The organism is Nostoc sp. (assembly GCF_036919815.1).
GTDB lineage: Bacteria > Cyanobacteriota > Cyanobacteriia > Cyanobacteriales > Nostocaceae > Nostoc.
The window spans coordinates 67,023-83,862 of the sequence record NZ_JBALCE010000121.1; the positions used below are offsets into that span (position 1 = coordinate 67,023).

Here is a 16,840-nt window from a genome sequence, read left to right on the forward strand (position 1 = left end):
CCTCACGCTCTCACTTGATAGATTTTAGGGAAAATTATCCCGATTAACAGAATGATTTTAAAAGTATTTAGTTTTTGGGTGTGGGGAGTGGGGAGTTAGGAGTTATTAATTCTTCACCAACGCCCAATGATCGCATTTGCTAAGAGGTTTGTCTATGCCAATCTATGTTTACTGGGGTGAGGATGATTTTGCTATCGAAAAGGCGATCGCTATGCTGCGCGATCGCGTCCTCGATCCCCAATGGATTAGTTTTAACTACACTTCATTCCCTCCAGATCAAGCTGATGCTACGATTCAGGGCTTAAATCAGGTGATGACACCCACTTTTGGCGCTGGTGGGCGCTTGGTATGGCTGATAAATACTACTCTGTTTCAGCACTGTCCAGAGAATGTATTAGCAGAATTGGTGCGATCGCTACCTGTAACCCCCGAAAACTCATTTTTATTGCTCACTAGCCGTAACAAGCCAGATGAACGCCTTAAATCCACGAAATTGTTAAAACAGTTTGCTACCGAGTTCCGAGAATTTCCGCTCATTCCCCCTTGGAAAACAGAATTGCTGGTGCAATCTGTTAATCAAGCAGCGCAGACTGTGGGCGTAAAACTGACTGCCAATACTGCCCAGTTATTGGCAGAATCAGTAGGAAATGATACACGGCTTCTCTACAATGAGTTAGAGAAATTGCGGCTATATGCCCAAGGTAATAATAAGCCTTTAGATATAAATACTGTTACGAAGTTAGTCAGAAATACTACTCAAAATAGCTTACAATTAGCAGCAGCAATCAGAACAGGAGATACAGCTAAAGCTTTGACAACCTTGGCGGATCTGCTCAATGCTTCCGAGCCGGGATTACGGATAATTGCCACACTGATTGGACAATTTCGTACCTGGCTATGGGTAAAGATTATGATCGAAAGTGGTGAGCGCAATCAACAAGCGATCGCTCAAGCTGCTGATATCGGTAATCCTAAACGGATCTACTTCTTACAACAAGAAATCAGGCTGCTTTCTGTACAACAATTAATCTCTTGCTTACCCCTACTACTGGAGTTAGAAGTCAGCCTCAAGCAAGGAGCATCAGAAATGTCAACACTCCAGACTAAAATAATCGAACTTTGTCAAGTATGTCGAGTCAATTGACAATCAAATATAAAAGCTTCATGTTCTATTGAGTAGTTGCTGGAACTTCCAACTCCGAAAATAATTCAAAGTTCTTATAAATATCCCTGATGTAGTTTTGTGTCACACACTATATGAAGAAAATTTCCGATTTATTTTCTCGACATAGCCGAAAGCGTATCCTTTCCCAATCATTCTTTTTCGGCGTTCTAGCCACTGCGGGTGTGATTTTAAACGCTTTTTCATTGAGTTTAAAAGCTGATGGTCAAACTCCATCACCAATAGTTAACAATACTGAAATTGACAGTTATGCTCAAGCCGTGCTAGCAATGGAGCCAGCACGTCAAAATGCTTTTGAAGAAATTAAAAAACTTATTGGCAATGGAGAAATTCCCAAGATTGTTTGTAACGATTCTAACAGCTTCAATGGTCTTCCAAAGAAAGCTCAAGATATCGCAGTCAATTACTGTACTCGCGCTCAAAAAATTGTCGCAGATAATGGTTTGAGCTTTGATCAGTTCAACAAAATTACTCTAGAACTACAAAATAACAATATGTTAAAACGGCAGGTTTACGATAGCCTATTACGCCTGCAACAAACTCCTGAGTCTCGGTAGTTAAAACATCGCCCCAATACACAATAATTATTCATATTGAAATAAAAATATCCGAGGGCATGGGGCAGAATTTAATTCATATTCCCCACTCCCCATTTTCCATTCTCTCTAAGTCCGTCCAACAAGACTGGCGACTACTGTAGCTAACTTACCTGCTTCAATAGGTTTAGATAAATGCAGCTGATAACCTTCTTGAATAGCTCGCATCCGATATTTTACATCAGATGTCAATGCTGTGACGGGAATTGTTCCCCTAATTCTGGTGGTTGCGATCACATCGCAATCAGGACGATCGCAAACACTGATACTGTAAACGCCGGATCGTATGAACCTCAACAATTAGACATCTCCAGAAATTAAATATGCGTTATCCAGAACCCTTGTAGAGACGTAGCACTGCTACGTCTCTACATTCATTTTGTTTTCCTTTGTCTAATATAAAACAATACGCTTGGGTTAAGGCTAGCACTCTTTGTTAAAGTCGTTTTTTTTAACATAGACGCGGAGCGGCTTGCCGCAGGCTACCACAGAGGCGCAGAGGACACAGAGAGAGAAGAAAGAGAACGAAAAAATTGCTTAACTGAACTGTATTGTAATATAAAAGATAGTGCGATCGCGGCAATTAATAAACCGCCGTAGGTATCACTTGTAACTACCTTCATTAACCCCCTGCATATTTTTTGTTGCACAATTGAGTATTATAGATAAGCCAGCTTTACGAGTATTTCAGAATTGCAGGCTACGTTGCTTACCATCATCTTGGAAACGTTGCTCTCCAATACCAACAAGTTCTACAATCACTTGACGCGGTGAAGGTGTCCATTCCCCAACTCTTGCTTCAATTTCTATTACTGTTTGATTTTTCTCAGTAAACACGCTGATATTAGTCAGTGAGAATTCCTTATCTTGATACTTGCTTGTATGTCCATCATCTTCAAATAGCTGATATTTATTATTACCAGGCCAAATCCGTAATCGAATCTCGTCGAGTGGGGCTTGATCAACATATTGCCTGACAGGTTGCATCGGAACGATCGCACCACTACGGACATATAGTGGCATTCTTTCCAGTGGTGCATGAGCCAGAATATGAATCGGACCTTCATAGCGATCGCCACTCCACCAATCATACCAAGTGCCAAGGGGTAAATAAACAGATCGATGCTCAACTCCAGGGCGGTAAATTGGTGCAGCCATCAGCGAGGCACCTAGCAATACTTGATCGTAGAGAGTATAAGTTTTCGGATCGTTGGGAAAATGGTATAATAATGGTCTTAAAATCGGTGCGCCTGTTCTTGCCGCTTCCCAAAAAAGGTTATAAATGTAGGGAAGTAGTTGATAACGTAGGTTAATATATTCTCGACAGATATTTTCAACGCGATCGCCAAATACCCAAGGTTCATGACGAGCAGTAGACATTGCCGAATGTCCGCGCATCAACGGGTAAAGCATTCCTACCTGCATCCAGCGAGCGAATAATTCTGCTGTGGCGTTACCAGCAAACCCGCCAATATCGCAACCCACAAACCCCACACCCGAAAGTCCCATGTTGCAAAGCATCGGCAGAGACATTTCTAAATGCTCCCACAACGATTGGTTATCTCCCATCCACACAGAAGACCAGCGTTGCACACCAGCATAACCCGATCGCGTTAACACAAACGATCGCCCTGAGCCTCGATGCCGTTGCAACCCTTCATAACAAGCTTTAGCCATCATCAACCCATACAAATTATGCACTTCTGTATGAGTCGCATCAATTTTAGATTTTGGATTTTGGATTTTGGATTGAAAATTATCCTCATCTCCCCCTTCCCCCTGTGGTGCATCTAGGGGAAACCAAATCTTTTCACCATCATCGCCGAAAGGGCGATCGTTTATGGCAGGTTCATTCATATCATTCCAAATTCCTGCCACACCGATATCAGTTAAGCTTTTGTGTAAATCAGCCCACCAGTTACGCACATCAGGACGTAAAAAGTCAGGAAAAACAGCTTTCTCAGGCCAAACATAACCGTGGAACAACGCACCATCAGTTTTACGCACAAAATAGTCTTTTTCTATTCCTTGGTCAAAAACATCATAATTGGCTTCTGGTTCATACTTCACACCAGGATCAATGATTGTGACTGTTTTGAAACCATCCTCTGCTAAATCACTAATGAGTTTTGCCGGGTTGGGGAAGCGTTGAGGACTCCAAGTAAACACCCGATAACCCCGCATATAGTCAATATCGAGGTGAATAACATCGCAGGGAATGCGACGCTGACGAAATTCCTTTGCTAGTTCCCGCACAACAGTTTCTGATTCGTAACTCCAACGACATTGATGATAACCTAGCGCCCATTTTGGCGGTAATGGCATTCTCCCAGTTAGCTGAGTGTAAGTCTCCAGGATTTGGGCAGGTTCGGGGCCATAGATAATGTAATAATCTAATTCATCGCCGCGAGTTTCCATCTTCCAAATACCTGGTTGTTCAGCACCGATATCGAACTGACTCCAAAAAGTGGTATTAAAAAAGATGCCATAGCTTACCTCTGGGCGCAAAGCCATAAAAAATGGAATTGCTTGGTACATTTCATCAGTCAGTGCATCATAATCTAAGGCATCCGTTGTCCAGTTGGTTTTTACCTCGCTGAGTTTATCCAACCAGCCTGTGCGTTCACCAAAGCCATAGAAATGTTCATCGGCTGCAATTTCCTTCCACCCCGCAACTGCGCCCATCCGCCAACCCATCCCCATCTGTGCATCTTGGGCAAAAGGACGATTAGCTTTGTCAAAATAGGTAATGCGAGACTTTTCTCGTTGAACACATACACGAATCTGTGCTGTTTCAATTTCTATCGTTGCTTCAGTTTCCCGCACCGCAAAAGGTGTTATTGCCCATTCTGCATCATCCAGTGTCACTGCCCAAGAACGGCGAGGCATAAATTCCCCAGTTGGTGCAAAACGCACGCGGATTAAATTGGGAGCAAGTACGCTGATGATTAGGCGTGAGTCGCCACAGTCAAAATTAATAATATTATTGTCCCAGGTTACAGCTTTTACATTGCTAACACTTGTCCAAGGTTGGTTAGTAGTAGGTAGTTTTCCGAAATATTGCGGCATATCACTTATTAAGCAGTTAACACTTCTCCGCATTCATGATTACAGAGATACTCAGCCTAAAACTCTTTCTTTCGCTAGAAGTTGGGTGAAAGATTAGCAGATATTTTTTAGCAAGAGCGATTTTTGTAATGCACAAAATGTTGCCGTTACAAACATTTACAGAGGAGCAATGCGATTTTATGAGGTCGGCCAAAAAATGAGCGATGCTTACAGCTGGCATAGGTGTCAACTTCAGCGCAAACCCCTTTAAAACCTCGTTTCCAGCCTCTGGCTGGAAATGCACTTCAATTGCGGCTCTGCCGCAAGTCTTGAGACGGCAGCCCCCATTAGGCGTTCCCAGTCTCCGACTGGAAACGAGACACATTTATTTTATGCCGTTGAATTACGATAAAAAATCAGTCACAATTTTTGCAATTTCAGCAGCATGGCTATAACCAAACCCATGTCCGCCTTCTTTAATAATTTTGAGTTCTGAACCAGAAATTTTGTTATTCAAAATATTACTATTGACAGGAGGAATTATGATATCGCTATCTCCAGTAATGATCAAGGTAGGTGCTTTAATGCCTTGCAATAAATTACATGTATCGTGAGTATGGTGCGCCTGTAATTTTCTTATAAAACCATCTGGTTGGCTGTGATAAGCTGAAGTTTTTCTGAAAAAATCTTCTGCTTTTTTCCGGTTATTAGAGATCGCTAAGTATGATGTTGGAAAAAGAAGATCCAATAAATCTCCTTGATTATTTGGGTTGAAATCGCTACAATCTCCACCAGCCATTGTACAGGACAATATCAATTTATCTAGCTTGGTAGGATGTCTCAAGGCAAACTGTTGAGCAATCATACCACCCATGCTGAATCCCAAAACATGAGCTCGTGCTATTCCTAGAGCATTAAGCAATCCTGCTGCATCATTTGTCATATCAGCAGTCGTGTAGTTGTCTGTTGACTGACTTTTTGTACGTCCAGAATCGCGGTTATCAAACATAATGACTTGGTAATTTTTTGCCAATTCATCAGGAAACGCGTCTCCCCAATCCAAAAGGCTAAAGCTGAAACCCATAATCATAATTAGCGGATAACCACTGCCTCTCACCTCGTAGTAAATGCTAATATCTCCAACTTTAACTTCTGGCATTTGAACATTAAAAAAAATAAAGAACAGGAAAATATAATAATTAGCTTTTAAAAGATTTCTAGAAAGCTTTTAGAGAATTTTAGCCAAACTAACATCATGCTGAATGTCAATTTATTAATAATATAAAATACTTAACATTGCTAAATGTAATTAAAAGAAGGTGCAGGCGACCAAAAATGTTTAACATTTACAAGGTTTTGCAACTTAGTGACATCATCTGCTTCTTTCAAGCCAAGTTACTCTGTATCCTGTGGTTGCTCATTTAATAACTTTAATGCATCTAGACTGCAACGCAAACGCGGCTTGTCAGGGTCAGTCAAATCTAGCTTGTCCCAAGGTACTGTATAACCACCGTAGATTTTCTACGCCCCCAGTAGATGCAAAATTTTTAACCCAATTGTCCAAGCAGATAACCGTTCTAATACCGCAGCATAGCCGATAAGATATTCCTTAACAATCCATTATTCGCCTTGTTGTTCGGCGCGTACTTCCTGAATGCGTCCGACGGTTTTACCTGTTGAGTCTATAGTACTGGTTTACTCAGCAGTAATTGTAGATGAATTTCACGAGTTGTCATCATCCGCCTCCTGGAATTCGCGCGATAATGCGATCGCGCAGTCATTTTTCATAGTCTAAAGCTGGTGTTGCTTCAGCTTCCACATCGACTTCGACTTCGACATCAATACCAACATCCCGCACTTTTGCTTTAGTCTAGCTCGAAACAACTATTTAAATTTCTATATCTTCAGACCGGTAAGAGGTCAAATATTCACAAATATTTTGTTGAGTGGGCAAACAGCCCACTTTTTTATTGTCAATTTAGCAAATATACGGGAACTTCTTATTCTGAGTTATGGTCACTCTATATCACCTTGAACAGCAAGGAGGCTTCCACTGTAACCGATCAAGCGACGCCGAATAGCCCAACCCAGGCATCGCAGCCGTCTATGCCCAATTTAACTGGCCTTAACTCTTGGGGAAGCCGCCGTTTGCATCTAAAGGTGCGTACAGTTGCAATTATCTGTTACCAGCTTTTCCTGAATTGTCTTTATATATACAATTATTACACTTTGTTAGCCAGATTAACGCAGACTTAAAACACTTTCAAAGTTCGAAAATGGATGTTTGCTCATGGAAAAATTTGGCGGTAATCAACCAAACATTAGCATAATTCTTTATATCTAAACTAAAAGTTTATGAAAGCTATATCAAACGAGACCTGACGCATTTTTGCAACCAAAACCCTATATACTAGGTTAGACTTTGATAAATTTGAGAGTTTTGTTAATTGCAACACCAAAAACTATTAATTTTTAGATGAAATACTAGCGTATCTTATGGTCTATAGTTTTTAAGGTTTAGTCAAAACTATATCCAGTATCATCAAAAAACTGCCAACTTCATGTGGTGCAAAAATCAAGTGGGGAGTGAAAACATGAATTTACGTAGAGATGCATTGCAAATCCTCAAAGAAACTAGCCGAACTTTTTATATCCCAATTAGTCTTTTACCTCCAGGATTGCAAGAAGCAGTAGCATCAGCATATTTGTGTATGCGTGCCATTGATGAAATTGAAGATCATCCTGAACTAGATAACGCTACTAAAGCAAAGCTGTTAAGAGCGATTAGCCTGACGTTACAGACAGGAGTTGATGGCTTCGCGGTAGATGCTTTCTTTGCGGGATTTAGCGGGTATGAGAATACCTTAGAAGAAGTTACTGTGAGGATTAGAGAATGGTCGCTGCTAGCACCAGAGACCATTGCACCTCGAATTTGGGATGCCACTGCTGCAATGGCAGACCGGATGGCTTACTGGGCAGAAAATAACTGGAAAATTTACACAGAATCCGATTTGGATCGTTATACCTTTGGGGTTGCAGGTGCAGTGGGATTGTTACTTTCTGACTTATGGACTTGGTACGATGGAACCCAAACTAACCGTACCCAGGCAATTGGGTTTGGTCGGGGTTTACAAGCAATTAATATCCTGCGTAACCATACTGAAGATTTAGGGCGTGGAGTAGACTTTTTCCCAGAGGGTTGGAGTGCAGCAAATATGCAAGAGTATGCGCGGCGCAATCTAGCGCTGGCAGAAGCTTACACCAAAGACCTTCCTACAGGACCTGCCTTAGATTTTTGCCAAATTCCCTTAACCTTGGCTAATGGCACTCTTGATGCCCTTGCTAATGGGAAAGAGAAACTCAGTCGCAGTGATGTTTTTGCACTTATCGAACAGCTGATTAGTGTGAACATGAAAGCCAGCTGATAGTCTCTTAAGGACTAATGGAGATAATTCTAAATTGCCTCCAAATTTGGGCATCCAAAATCCTACAGCGATTTTCTGTAGGGGAGCCAGTTGCTCTACTTAGGGTCTCCCCAAATAGAGCAACTGGCCTTGGGCACTGCCCTCCAATACCTCTAAATACCAATTCTCCAAAATAAGACTACAAATACAATCATCCAAAAACCCCGATTAAAGCTGACTTTCTCAATTCCGAATTAGGGTAGCCAGTCGCCAAAGCAGCACGCTGCACGTAGCAAGCTTTCAGAGAGCGTCATTACGAATTAGTATAAAGTAGGCTAAACACTACTTAAAAAAATAAGTATAATAAATCATCTTGTTATAGCGATCGCTTTACGTAATATCAGTTAAACTTTATAAAATCTTCAAAGAATTTCCAGCAAAAATTACCTTGCAAGAGTTGATTAATATTTAAATAATTGAAAGAGAGTATAACAGAAAGAGAGTATAACACTCCCGGTGATTATTCGTGCAGCGAGTTGAGAGTGCATGAGCTACTGCTTAAATCCTATCTGTCCCAATCCAGAAAATTTGGTAAATAGCCAAAGCTGTCAGTCTTGTGGCTCGCAACTACTATTGCGCGATCGCTATCAGGTGATCAAACCATTAGGTCAGGGTGGCTTTGGAGCAACCTTCTTAGCCAATGATCAAGGCTTACCCGGAGAACCGAGTTGCGTAATCAAGCAATTACGCCCATCAGGAAGCGCCCCACACGTTTTAAAGATGGCTAGAGAACTCTTTGAGCGAGAAGCCAAAACTCTAGGTAAGATTGGCAATCATCCCCAAGTACCAAGATTGTTAGACTATTTTGAAGATCATGAACAATTCTATTTAGTTCAAGAATACATCAGTGGTGATACTTTGCAGGAGGAGGTCAAACTTAACGGCATCTTGAGCGAAACTGGAGTCAAGCAATTTTTGAGCGAGACTCTGCCACTGCTGCAATACATCCATGAGCAAAAGGTGATTCACCGTGATATCAAGCCAGCCAACTTAATTCGCCGCACTCAAGATGCCAGAATGGTACTCATCGACTTTGGTGCCGTCAAAGACCAAGTAAGCCAAGCTGCGATAAGTCAATCAGGACAGACAGCATTAACTGCCTATGCCATTGGTACTCCTGGTTTTGCACCTCCAGAGCAAATGGCTATGCGTCCAGTCTACGCCAGTGATATCTATGCACTGGGGGTCACATGCATTTATTTACTGACTACCAAAACTCCTAAAGATTTAGATTACAATCCCAACACTGGCGAGATGATGTGGGAGCAGATTGTGCAAGTGAGTGACCACTTGAGCAAGGTCTTGCGAAAAATGTTAGAGGTGTCTGTACGTAATCGCTATCAATCAGCAGCAGAAGTTCTCAGAGCATTGGAAATAGAACCATATTTAGATAGTTTAGCAAAGGGTTTACTGACTAAATCTGATAGTGGATCTAAAGAGCGAACACACAACCACCGGGAAAATTCTGCTGTTTTATCTAACAACCCTTCTATTGGTGTTACCAGTCTAGGAGTGTCACAGGTAGCGGCAGCAATTCGCGCTAGACGAGCCAAGGCAGCGGAAGTGGCCGGATTACAGCAGGGTTCTGGGATGACCAAATCAACAATTTTAGCTAACAGCAACAGCAATAGTTCCCAAGTTCAAAATTCTAAAGTTCAGCGTAAGTTAGATACTGAAGGTTTATTAACAGCCTATCTGAAAGGAAGACGGGATTTTGCCCTACACAATTTAAATTTGCTGAACCTGCAAGGTGCTGACTTATCCCAAACAAATTTCCATTCCGCTCAATTGCAAAAAACCAATCTCCAGGGAGCTAATCTCCAAAATAGTGACTTTGGCAGAGCCAGTCTGACTCGAGCAAATCTCAAGGATGCTAATTTAAGCAAAGCATACTTTAACCATGCTGATTTAGAAGGGGCAGACCTGCGAGGTGCAGACCTTAGCAATGCTTATCTCAGCAATGCTAACCTGCGAGGAGCTAATCTGTGTGGTGCTAATCTCACCAGTGCCAAAATTTCTGATGAGCAGCTAGCACTAGCAAAAACAAATTGGATGACCATCCGCCCCAATGGTAAACGAGGCTTGTTGTAAGTTGAAAGTTGGGATTTCGGAGCCACCTTTTCTCAACTGTCGTTGAGGAGAGTGAAGGCATATTACATAATCAATAGACATCTGGTGAAATTAATTAAATATGCGTTACCCAGAACCCTTGTAGAGACGTAGCACTGCTACGTCAAAACAATTCTTTTTCTTTTCCTTTGTCCAATGGCTTGTTTGTGAATGGCGATCGCATCCGTCTAAGCAATCATTCGTCACAAGTTAAAGCTAAAATTTCTCACAACTTCAGTTTAGAACAGAAATCAGAAATTTTAGACCGCTTTTTTAGCAGACAAATACCATACAATCCCAGCTAAAAAATTGAAAATTATCTGATTCCAACGAAAAAAGCCATAAAAATGATTGCCCGTCATATAGAAGCAATCATTTTTATGGCTTGCTGTAACTCATCAATACCTTGGAAAATGTGGGTTAACTGTCTTTGTAACCCACTACAGATTAAAAGTTGCAGATTAAAAAATCCACATTCCTTATTCTTCTGGCTCTAAATCGACTTCTTCCTCTTCATCTTCTTCACTGGGTTTAGCTACAGAGTTAGCAGAAACAACAGCGCCTTTATCTAGCTTTTCACGCACCAGTTTCTTAATTTCCTCAGCAAATTCAGGCTTTTCTTCTAGATACTTAATGGCGTTATCTCGTCCTTGGGAGATATTATCGCCGTTGTAACTATACCAAGCTCCTTTTCGGACAATAATGGCAGTTTCTTCTGCCAAGTCTACAATACAACCCAAGGTAGAAATACCTTTGCCAAAAATAATGTCAAATTCGGCAATCCTAAAAGGCGGAGCTACTTTATTTTTAGCGACTTTGACTTTGACGCGATTACCATATTCATCTGTACCTTTTTTCAAGGTTTGAATTCGGCGAATATCCAAGCGCACCGAAGCGTAAAATTTCAATGCGTTACCGCCAGTAGTAGTTTCTGGGCTACCGTAAGTAACACCAATTTTTTGCCGCAACTGGTTAATGAAAATTACTGTACAACCAGATTTACCAATGTTGCCAGTAATTTTACGTAGGGCTTGGCTCATCAACCGCGCCTGAAGACCGACGTGGATATCACCCATATCCCCTTCAATTTCAGCGCGAGGAACCAGTGCTGCTACTGAGTCAATGACTACAATATCAACCGCAGCAGAGCGAACAAGCTGATCGACAATTTCTAAAGCTGATTCGCCAGTGTCAGGTTGGGAAATTAGCAAGTTGTCAATATCTACACCCAATGCCGCAGCATAGGTGGGATCAAGGGCGTGTTCAGCATCAACAAAGGCAGCAATACCGCCATTTCTTTGCACTTCGGCGAGTGCATGTAGCGCTACTGTAGTCTTCCCGGAACTTTCCGGCCCATAAATTTCAATTACCCGCCCTTTGGGTAAACCACCACCCAATGCTAAATCCAAGGTGAGCGCCCCACTAGAAATTGTCTCCACCCGCATCCGGGTAGCATCGCCCAGGCGCATGATTGCTCCTTTACCAAAGGTGCGCTCAATCTGGTTTAGCACCATAGTCAGCGCTTTTTGCTTGCCAGAAGTATCGGTGTTAATAGCCATTCCTGCCTCTAATGCCTCTAAATATATGGTTTTAAGGAGTGTTGCTTTGGGAGTTTGAGTAGAACAGATATACTATTTTAACCAGAAAATTCTGGAATAGGACTTCTCAAATCAAAAAAAGGGTATGACAAGATCGTAACTCGATCGCTACCAGATTAGGGTAGTCTTGCACAATGATACCAACTTGCATTCAGAGATAGCTTTTTTTGGCTGGGTAAGCAAGGGATTTTAAAGAAAAATTATCTAAATATACAGTGTCAGTAGAACCGTACTCGTGAGTATTTGCGGAGGTTGATAAATTAGGAGCGATCGCCTATGCCAATCAGCATATCATCTTCCCTAGAGTAGCAGTTTTTGTGCCTAGTTGAAAAAAAACCTTACAACTATGCACTTTTTAGCGTTTTTTTCTGTGTCACTTTTTTCTGTTTTCAAAAAAGTGACGCAGTTTTGACGCACTTAATATCAGAAATATTTCCTAATAATGTATATTTCGAGTTAAAAACTATCAACTCTTTACGCTGTCTACTTTAAAGCCGATTTTTTCTACTTGTTTATTGAGAATACCTAACTTTACCGCGATCGCACCCAATCACCAAAAACAAACTCCGTGCTAGCGAGGTAATACGGGGTATAATACCAAGTTGCGATAGATAGTATTATTTGCTCAAAAGTTAGTCCAGTAGCGGACTTGATTCCAAACAAGACTAACTTTGGCAACTTGGTATAATTTGGGCGTGTGGGGGGAAAGAAGAGTTATCTGCTAAAATATAGTCAAAATGTCTAAAGTAGTCAAAATTCCTATGCAGACCTACACTCTCACAGATGCCCGCAACAAACATGGTGAGGTTTTTGATAAGGCTGCTACTGAGCCAGTTCTACTAACTAAGCAATCACGGCCTAGCCATGTGATTATTTCAGCCGAGAGCTATCAAAAATTAATTAATCGGCTGGAAGAATTAGAGGATATGGTTTTCGGTCAGGCAGCTGAAGTTGCTCTGAGTCAGTCCCAAATGATTGGTACAGAGGATTTTACATCTGCATTGGAGCATTTAGTTAATGGCAAAACTTGATGGCACTTCATCCATTACCATTGTTACTATAAACGCCAGTTATCTAGTCTTAGCGAATAATCGAAATCTTGAATCCTTTGATAATGAGATAAATTACCCGTAACTAAAGTTAGATTATGACTGATGGCAATTGCAGCAATCATACAATCGGGATAACCAATTCTTTTTCCGGTTGCCTCTAAATCAGCGTAGATTTTCCCTGCTAATACAGCTTCTGTCAAGTCAAAGGATAATATTTCCTGTGAAGCCAGTATACTTAAAAATTGCTGAAGGCGTTTTTCTTGCTTACGTTTTTGCCAGCCTTCTACAATTTCCATGACTGTAATTGCAGAAATTGTATATTTATCAAACTGGTTTAAGTAATTATTGGCTTTGACAATAATACGAGGATTTGCTCGTTTAATAATTTCAGAAAGAATATCCGTATCAAGTAGGGATTTTTCTACTTTATTCATCTGATATAGTATATCCTCTTTTTTCCATCGCCTCGGCAACAATTTCATCAACAATTTCTGGAACATCAGCATATAATCCCATTAAGGGATCGTTGTTTTTCTGAATTTCTGCTAAACGTTCAATTACGTGACTAATAAATTCTGATAAAGTTGATTGATTGACTATTGCCAGAGTTTTTGCTCGTTCAAAAGTGAGTCTATCTAGTTCAAGTTCTATTTTTTCCATTATGGTTTTAAACTCTATGTTAGTGATTAATTTAAGTCTAATCGAATTTTTGGATATTTCCAGTTTGATAATTCAACGCAATAGCTATTAATTAACGTTATTTGCTAAGATTTGATTAAGCTTTTGCTCTCGCGCATATTTGATGACTTTCGACGTTCCCGACTCTCTCATTCTCGATAGTGCACTTTCAGTAGCTGGATTAACTGACTATATCCGCTTGCTGTTAGAGCAAGATGAACAATTACGGCAAGTTTGGGTAACTGGTGAAGTTTCCAGCGCAAACCATCATCGCAGTGGTTTATTTTTTACGCTGCAAGATACCGATCGCACCGCCGGAATTAAGTGTGTGGTATGGAATAGCCAATTGCCAAAACTCGCCCAGATACCCGTTCCCGGTGAGCAGATAATTATTTTGGGCAGTATTCGCCTGTATCCGCAACGGGGAGAGTATCAGTTATCAGTTTGGCAGACTCTACCTGCTGGTGTTGGTTTACAGGCGTTGCGCTATCAACAACTAAAAAATCGCTTGCTGGCTGAGGGGTTGTTCGATGCTCAAAGAAAGCGATCGCTCCCAACTCACCCCCAAACGATCGCTGTTGTCACTTCACCAACGGCTGCTGCTTGGGGTGATATTCAAAAAACTCTCAAGCAAAGGTATCCAGGTTTACACGTTTTATTTTCTCCGGCTACCGTACAAGGTGAACAAGCACCAGAATCTATCGTCAAAGCAATTGAGCGGGTGGAAAGAGATGGACGCGCCGAAGTGCTAATTTTATCGCGGGGTGGTGGCGCAGTTGAGGAGTTGGCTTGCTTTAATGATGAACGAGTGGTGCGATCGCTTGCTAGTTGTTCTATACCGATAATTACTGGTATTGGACATCAACGAGATGAATCTTTGGCAGATTTAGTTGCAGATGCGTGTGTGCATACACCCACTGCGGCGGCGGAAATGGTTGTACCAGCACTTTCAGAGTTGTATACTGAGCATCGCCAGCGAGTTGTGGCTTTACATGATGCGGTGCATGACTTTAGGGAAAATGCTGAGAATAAACTGCAAGTATTGCGAAATCGTTTGCGACGTTTGCGGTTAGATCGGCAAGTGCAGCAGGAGGTGGACAAGTTAGCTTGGAAGCGTCAGCAATTGGTGCAAATTACCACGGGGCGATCGCAGCAAGCAACGCAGCATCTAGAATTATTGCGGCAAAAGTTGGCTAGTCTTGACCCGAAAGCGGTGTTACAGCGTGGTTATGCGGTGGTGAGAAGGGAAGATGGGGCGATCGCGCGTTCTGCGGGACAGTTGGCTGTGGGAGAAGATTTGTTGATTCAGTTGGGGCAGGGTGGGGTTAAAGTGAAGGTTATGGAATTAACGAACCGCCAAGACGCCAAGGACGCCGAGAGTTGAATGGTTAAACGTAAGAGTGCTTCTAATTCTGAGGAAGGTTGGAATTATGAGGCGAAGGTTATTGAAATAGAGGGAATTATCGCTGGCATTGAGGCGGGTGAGTTGGAATTGGAAGAGGTTTTTGAGCAATTTGCTAAGGCTGTAGAGTATTTGCGTCAGTGCGAAAGTTTTTTGCAGCAGCGACAGCAGCAAGTAGATTTATTAATTGAAACTTTGAGTGATGAGTAGAAATATTCAAATTTGTTAGATAGCGTGATTGCTCCCTGGTGTACTGTCAGGGATGTGATCGCTCGTTTTGTAAGCAATGCCAAAAATTGATCGTAGGTATGATAACAGAGATAGCTAGAAACCAGATTTAGATATATGCGTAGGCGTAGCCTAAATCCGCAATATCCCAAACAGCAAACTGACAAGTTAGCACTCGCGCGATCGCTTTTCCTATCATCTCAGAGGTTGTTTGAAAAGTCGTAAAGTATACTAGAAACCCCTCTCCAAACCTCTCCCCGAAACGGAGAGAGGCTTTGAAACCCCCATTCCCTTGTAGGGAAGGGGGGTAGGGGGGTTAGGTTTCTGAGGCTTTGATGTTAATAAAAATACTTTTCAAATATCATCTCAAGGCGCGTTGGCGTAGCCCGCCGCAGGCATCGCCAACAAGTGATAATTTAGCATTTTTCGCTAATCAGTTAAGATAATCTTCATCAATCTTCTTTCCTTTTACCCTTCTCCTTGGAATTATGACGCAGGATGAGTTGTTGGTATTGATAGATCGCGCTGTGGCTGAGGGTTGGCAAGAGTTAGACTTGTCGGGGCAGGAGTTGACTGAGTTACCTGTAGAAATTGGTAAGTTGAAGCAGCTTGAGTCTTTGATTTTGGGAAAGAAGGTTGAAGGTTATGAAGACGTAGGAAGGCGCTATCTCCAAAAGGTTTTAGGCAACAATTTAAAAACGCTTCCACTCGAACTATTGGGTTTGCCTAATTTGCGTAAGTTGGATATTAGTGGCAATCCTTTAGAGAGCATTCCCGATGTGGTAACGCAAATACTACATTTAGAGGAACTTATCTTAATTCGAGTAGAGCTAACTGAAATACCTGATGCGATCGCTAAATTAACCAATCTGACGCAGCTTATCCTCAATGACAACCAAATAACCCAGATTCCAGAGGCGATCGCTAAATTAACCAATCTGACGCAGCTTATCCTCAATGACAACCAAATAACCCAGATTCCAGAGGCGATCGCTAAATTAACCAATCTGACGCAGCTTCACCTCAGTGACAACAAAATAATCCAGATTCCAGAGGCGATCGCTAAATTAACCAATCTGACGCAGCTTATCCTCTATAGCAACCAAATAACCCAGATTCCAGAGGCGATCGCTAAATTAACCAATCTGACGCAGCTTATCCTCAATGACAACCAAATAACCCAGATTCCAGAGGCGATCGCTAAATTAACCAATCTGACGCAGCTTATCCTCTATAGCAACCAAATAACCCAGATTCCAGAGGCGATCGCTAAATTAACCAATCTGACGCAGCTTATCCTCTATAGCAACCAAATAATCCAGATTCCAGAGGCGATCGCTAAATTAACCAATCTGACGCAGCTTCACCTCAGTGACAACAAAATAATCCAGATTCCAGAGGCGATCGCTAAATTAACCAATCTGACGCAGCTTATCCTCTATAGCAACCAAATAACCCAGATTCCAGAGGCGATCGCTAAAT

General features: G+C 41.7%; 16 protein-coding genes. 9 read left to right on the plus strand and 7 right to left on the minus strand.

What is annotated here, in order from left to right; genetic code table 11:
• Positions 1–154 precede the first annotated feature (154 nt).
• Positions 155–1,144 carry a DNA polymerase III subunit delta gene (gene holA / locus V7K15_RS27570; RefSeq protein WP_334910809.1) on the plus strand — a complete coding sequence of 330 codons (990 nt, stop codon included), beginning with the start codon at positions 155–157 and terminating at the stop codon, positions 1,142–1,144.
• Between the two features lie 113 nt (positions 1,145–1,257).
• On the plus strand, positions 1,258–1,740 hold the full coding sequence (locus tag V7K15_RS27575) for a DUF4168 domain-containing protein (RefSeq protein ID WP_334910811.1): 483 nt from the start codon (positions 1,258–1,260) through the stop codon (positions 1,738–1,740).
• Positions 1,741–1,848: 108 nt separating this feature from the next.
• Here V7K15_RS27575 and V7K15_RS27580 read toward each other — a convergent pair whose 3' ends face one another.
• The 4 genes from V7K15_RS27580 to V7K15_RS27595 form a co-directional block, all read right to left on the minus strand.
• Positions 1,849–2,079, minus strand: coding sequence for a hypothetical protein (locus tag V7K15_RS27580; RefSeq protein WP_334910813.1), 231 nt, complete (start codon positions 2,077–2,079; stop codon positions 1,849–1,851).
• A gap of 182 nt (positions 2,080–2,261) precedes the next feature.
• The gene (locus V7K15_RS27585; protein ID WP_334910815.1) at positions 2,262–2,402 is read right to left on the minus strand and encodes a hypothetical protein; all 141 of its coding nucleotides are present in this window, start codon (positions 2,400–2,402) and stop codon (positions 2,262–2,264) included.
• 64 nt (positions 2,403–2,466) lie between these two features.
• Positions 2,467–4,848, minus strand: coding sequence for a glycoside hydrolase family 31 protein (locus tag V7K15_RS27590; protein WP_334910817.1), 2,382 nt, complete (start codon positions 4,846–4,848; stop codon positions 2,467–2,469).
• Between the two features lie 382 nt (positions 4,849–5,230).
• Positions 5,231–5,986 carry an alpha/beta fold hydrolase gene (locus tag V7K15_RS27595; protein ID WP_334910819.1) on the minus strand — a complete coding sequence of 252 codons (756 nt, stop codon included), beginning with the start codon at positions 5,984–5,986 and terminating at the stop codon, positions 5,231–5,233.
• A 495-nt stretch (positions 5,987–6,481) separates the two neighbouring features.
• Here V7K15_RS27595 and V7K15_RS27600 point away from each other — a divergent pair, with 495 nt between their 5' ends.
• From V7K15_RS27600 to V7K15_RS27610, 3 genes are all read left to right on the plus strand, one after another.
• Positions 6,482–6,622: a hypothetical protein gene (locus V7K15_RS27600; protein ID WP_334910821.1), complete on the plus strand. Its 141-nt coding sequence runs from the start codon at positions 6,482–6,484 to the stop codon at positions 6,620–6,622.
• Between the two features lie 799 nt (positions 6,623–7,421).
• On the plus strand, positions 7,422–8,252 hold the full coding sequence (locus tag V7K15_RS27605) for a phytoene/squalene synthase family protein (RefSeq protein WP_334910823.1): 831 nt from the start codon (positions 7,422–7,424) through the stop codon (positions 8,250–8,252).
• A 525-nt stretch (positions 8,253–8,777) separates the two neighbouring features.
• Positions 8,778–10,382 carry a serine/threonine-protein kinase gene (locus tag V7K15_RS27610; protein ID WP_334910825.1) on the plus strand — a complete coding sequence of 535 codons (1,605 nt, stop codon included), beginning with the start codon at positions 8,778–8,780 and terminating at the stop codon, positions 10,380–10,382.
• 497 nt (positions 10,383–10,879) lie between these two features.
• Here the strand turns inward: V7K15_RS27610 and recA are convergent, their stop codons facing one another.
• Positions 10,880–11,959 carry a recombinase RecA gene (gene recA, locus V7K15_RS27615; RefSeq protein WP_334910827.1) on the minus strand — a complete coding sequence of 360 codons (1,080 nt, stop codon included), beginning with the start codon at positions 11,957–11,959 and terminating at the stop codon, positions 10,880–10,882.
• Positions 11,960–12,735: 776 nt separating this feature from the next.
• Here recA and V7K15_RS27620 point away from each other — a divergent pair.
• Positions 12,736–13,029 (plus strand): type II toxin-antitoxin system Phd/YefM family antitoxin, encoded by a 294-nt coding sequence (locus V7K15_RS27620; RefSeq protein ID WP_334910829.1) that lies wholly within the window; start codon positions 12,736–12,738, stop codon positions 13,027–13,029.
• Positions 13,030–13,055: 26 nt separating this feature from the next.
• Here the strand turns inward: V7K15_RS27620 and V7K15_RS27625 are convergent, their stop codons facing one another.
• Together V7K15_RS27625 and V7K15_RS27630 are read right to left on the minus strand one after the other, a co-directional pair.
• Positions 13,056–13,484: a type II toxin-antitoxin system VapC family toxin gene (locus tag V7K15_RS27625; RefSeq protein ID WP_334910831.1), complete on the minus strand. Its 429-nt coding sequence runs from the start codon at positions 13,482–13,484 to the stop codon at positions 13,056–13,058.
• Positions 13,477–13,710 (minus strand): hypothetical protein, encoded by a 234-nt coding sequence (locus V7K15_RS27630; protein WP_334910833.1) that lies wholly within the window; start codon positions 13,708–13,710, stop codon positions 13,477–13,479. Before V7K15_RS27630 ends, V7K15_RS27625 begins: the two co-directional genes overlap by 8 nt.
• Positions 13,711–13,852: 142 nt before the next feature.
• Here V7K15_RS27630 and xseA point away from each other — a divergent pair, with 142 nt between their 5' ends.
• The 3 genes from xseA to V7K15_RS27645 form a co-directional block, all read left to right on the plus strand.
• Complete coding sequence (xseA, locus tag V7K15_RS27635; protein ID WP_334910835.1) at positions 13,853–15,112, plus strand: exodeoxyribonuclease VII large subunit; 1,260 nt, start codon at positions 13,853–13,855, stop codon at positions 15,110–15,112.
• A complete protein-coding gene (gene xseB / locus V7K15_RS27640; protein WP_334910838.1) occupies positions 15,113–15,340 on the plus strand; it encodes an exodeoxyribonuclease VII small subunit in 228 nt (75 codons plus the stop codon).
• 506 nt (positions 15,341–15,846) lie between these two features.
• A partial coding sequence (locus V7K15_RS27645; RefSeq protein ID WP_334910840.1) for a leucine-rich repeat domain-containing protein occupies positions 15,847–16,840 on the plus strand: 994 nt, incomplete at its 3' end.

Excerpts from the sequence above, each read along its gene's own strand:
- holA (WP_334910809.1), top strand. The coding sequence starts at position 155 with ATGCCAATCTATGTTTACTGGGGTGAGGATGATTTTGCTATCGAAAAG.
- xseB (WP_334910838.1), top strand. The coding sequence starts at position 15,113 with ATGGTTAAACGTAAGAGTGCTTCTAATTCTGAGGAAGGTTGGAATTAT.
- V7K15_RS27595 (WP_334910819.1), bottom strand. The coding sequence starts at position 5,986 with ATGCCAGAAGTTAAAGTTGGAGATATTAGCATTTACTACGAGGTGAGA.
- V7K15_RS27610 (WP_334910825.1), top strand. The coding sequence starts at position 8,778 with ATGAGCTACTGCTTAAATCCTATCTGTCCCAATCCAGAAAATTTGGTA.
- V7K15_RS27600 (WP_334910821.1), top strand. The coding sequence starts at position 6,482 with ATGCGTCCGACGGTTTTACCTGTTGAGTCTATAGTACTGGTTTACTCA.
- V7K15_RS27625 (WP_334910831.1), bottom strand. The coding sequence starts at position 13,484 with ATGAATAAAGTAGAAAAATCCCTACTTGATACGGATATTCTTTCTGAA.
- xseA (WP_334910835.1), top strand. The coding sequence starts at position 13,853 with ATGACTTTCGACGTTCCCGACTCTCTCATTCTCGATAGTGCACTTTCA.
- recA (WP_334910827.1), bottom strand. The coding sequence starts at position 11,959 with ATGGCTATTAACACCGATACTTCTGGCAAGCAAAAAGCGCTGACTATG.
- V7K15_RS27630 (WP_334910833.1), bottom strand. The coding sequence starts at position 13,710 with ATGGAAAAAATAGAACTTGAACTAGATAGACTCACTTTTGAACGAGCA.
- V7K15_RS27575 (WP_334910811.1), top strand. The coding sequence starts at position 1,258 with ATGAAGAAAATTTCCGATTTATTTTCTCGACATAGCCGAAAGCGTATC.
- V7K15_RS27590 (WP_334910817.1), bottom strand. The coding sequence starts at position 4,848 with ATGCCGCAATATTTCGGAAAACTACCTACTACTAACCAACCTTGGACA.
- V7K15_RS27585 (WP_334910815.1), bottom strand. The coding sequence starts at position 2,402 with ATGAAGGTAGTTACAAGTGATACCTACGGCGGTTTATTAATTGCCGCG.
- V7K15_RS27620 (WP_334910829.1), top strand. The coding sequence starts at position 12,736 with ATGTCTAAAGTAGTCAAAATTCCTATGCAGACCTACACTCTCACAGAT.
- V7K15_RS27605 (WP_334910823.1), top strand. The coding sequence starts at position 7,422 with ATGAATTTACGTAGAGATGCATTGCAAATCCTCAAAGAAACTAGCCGA.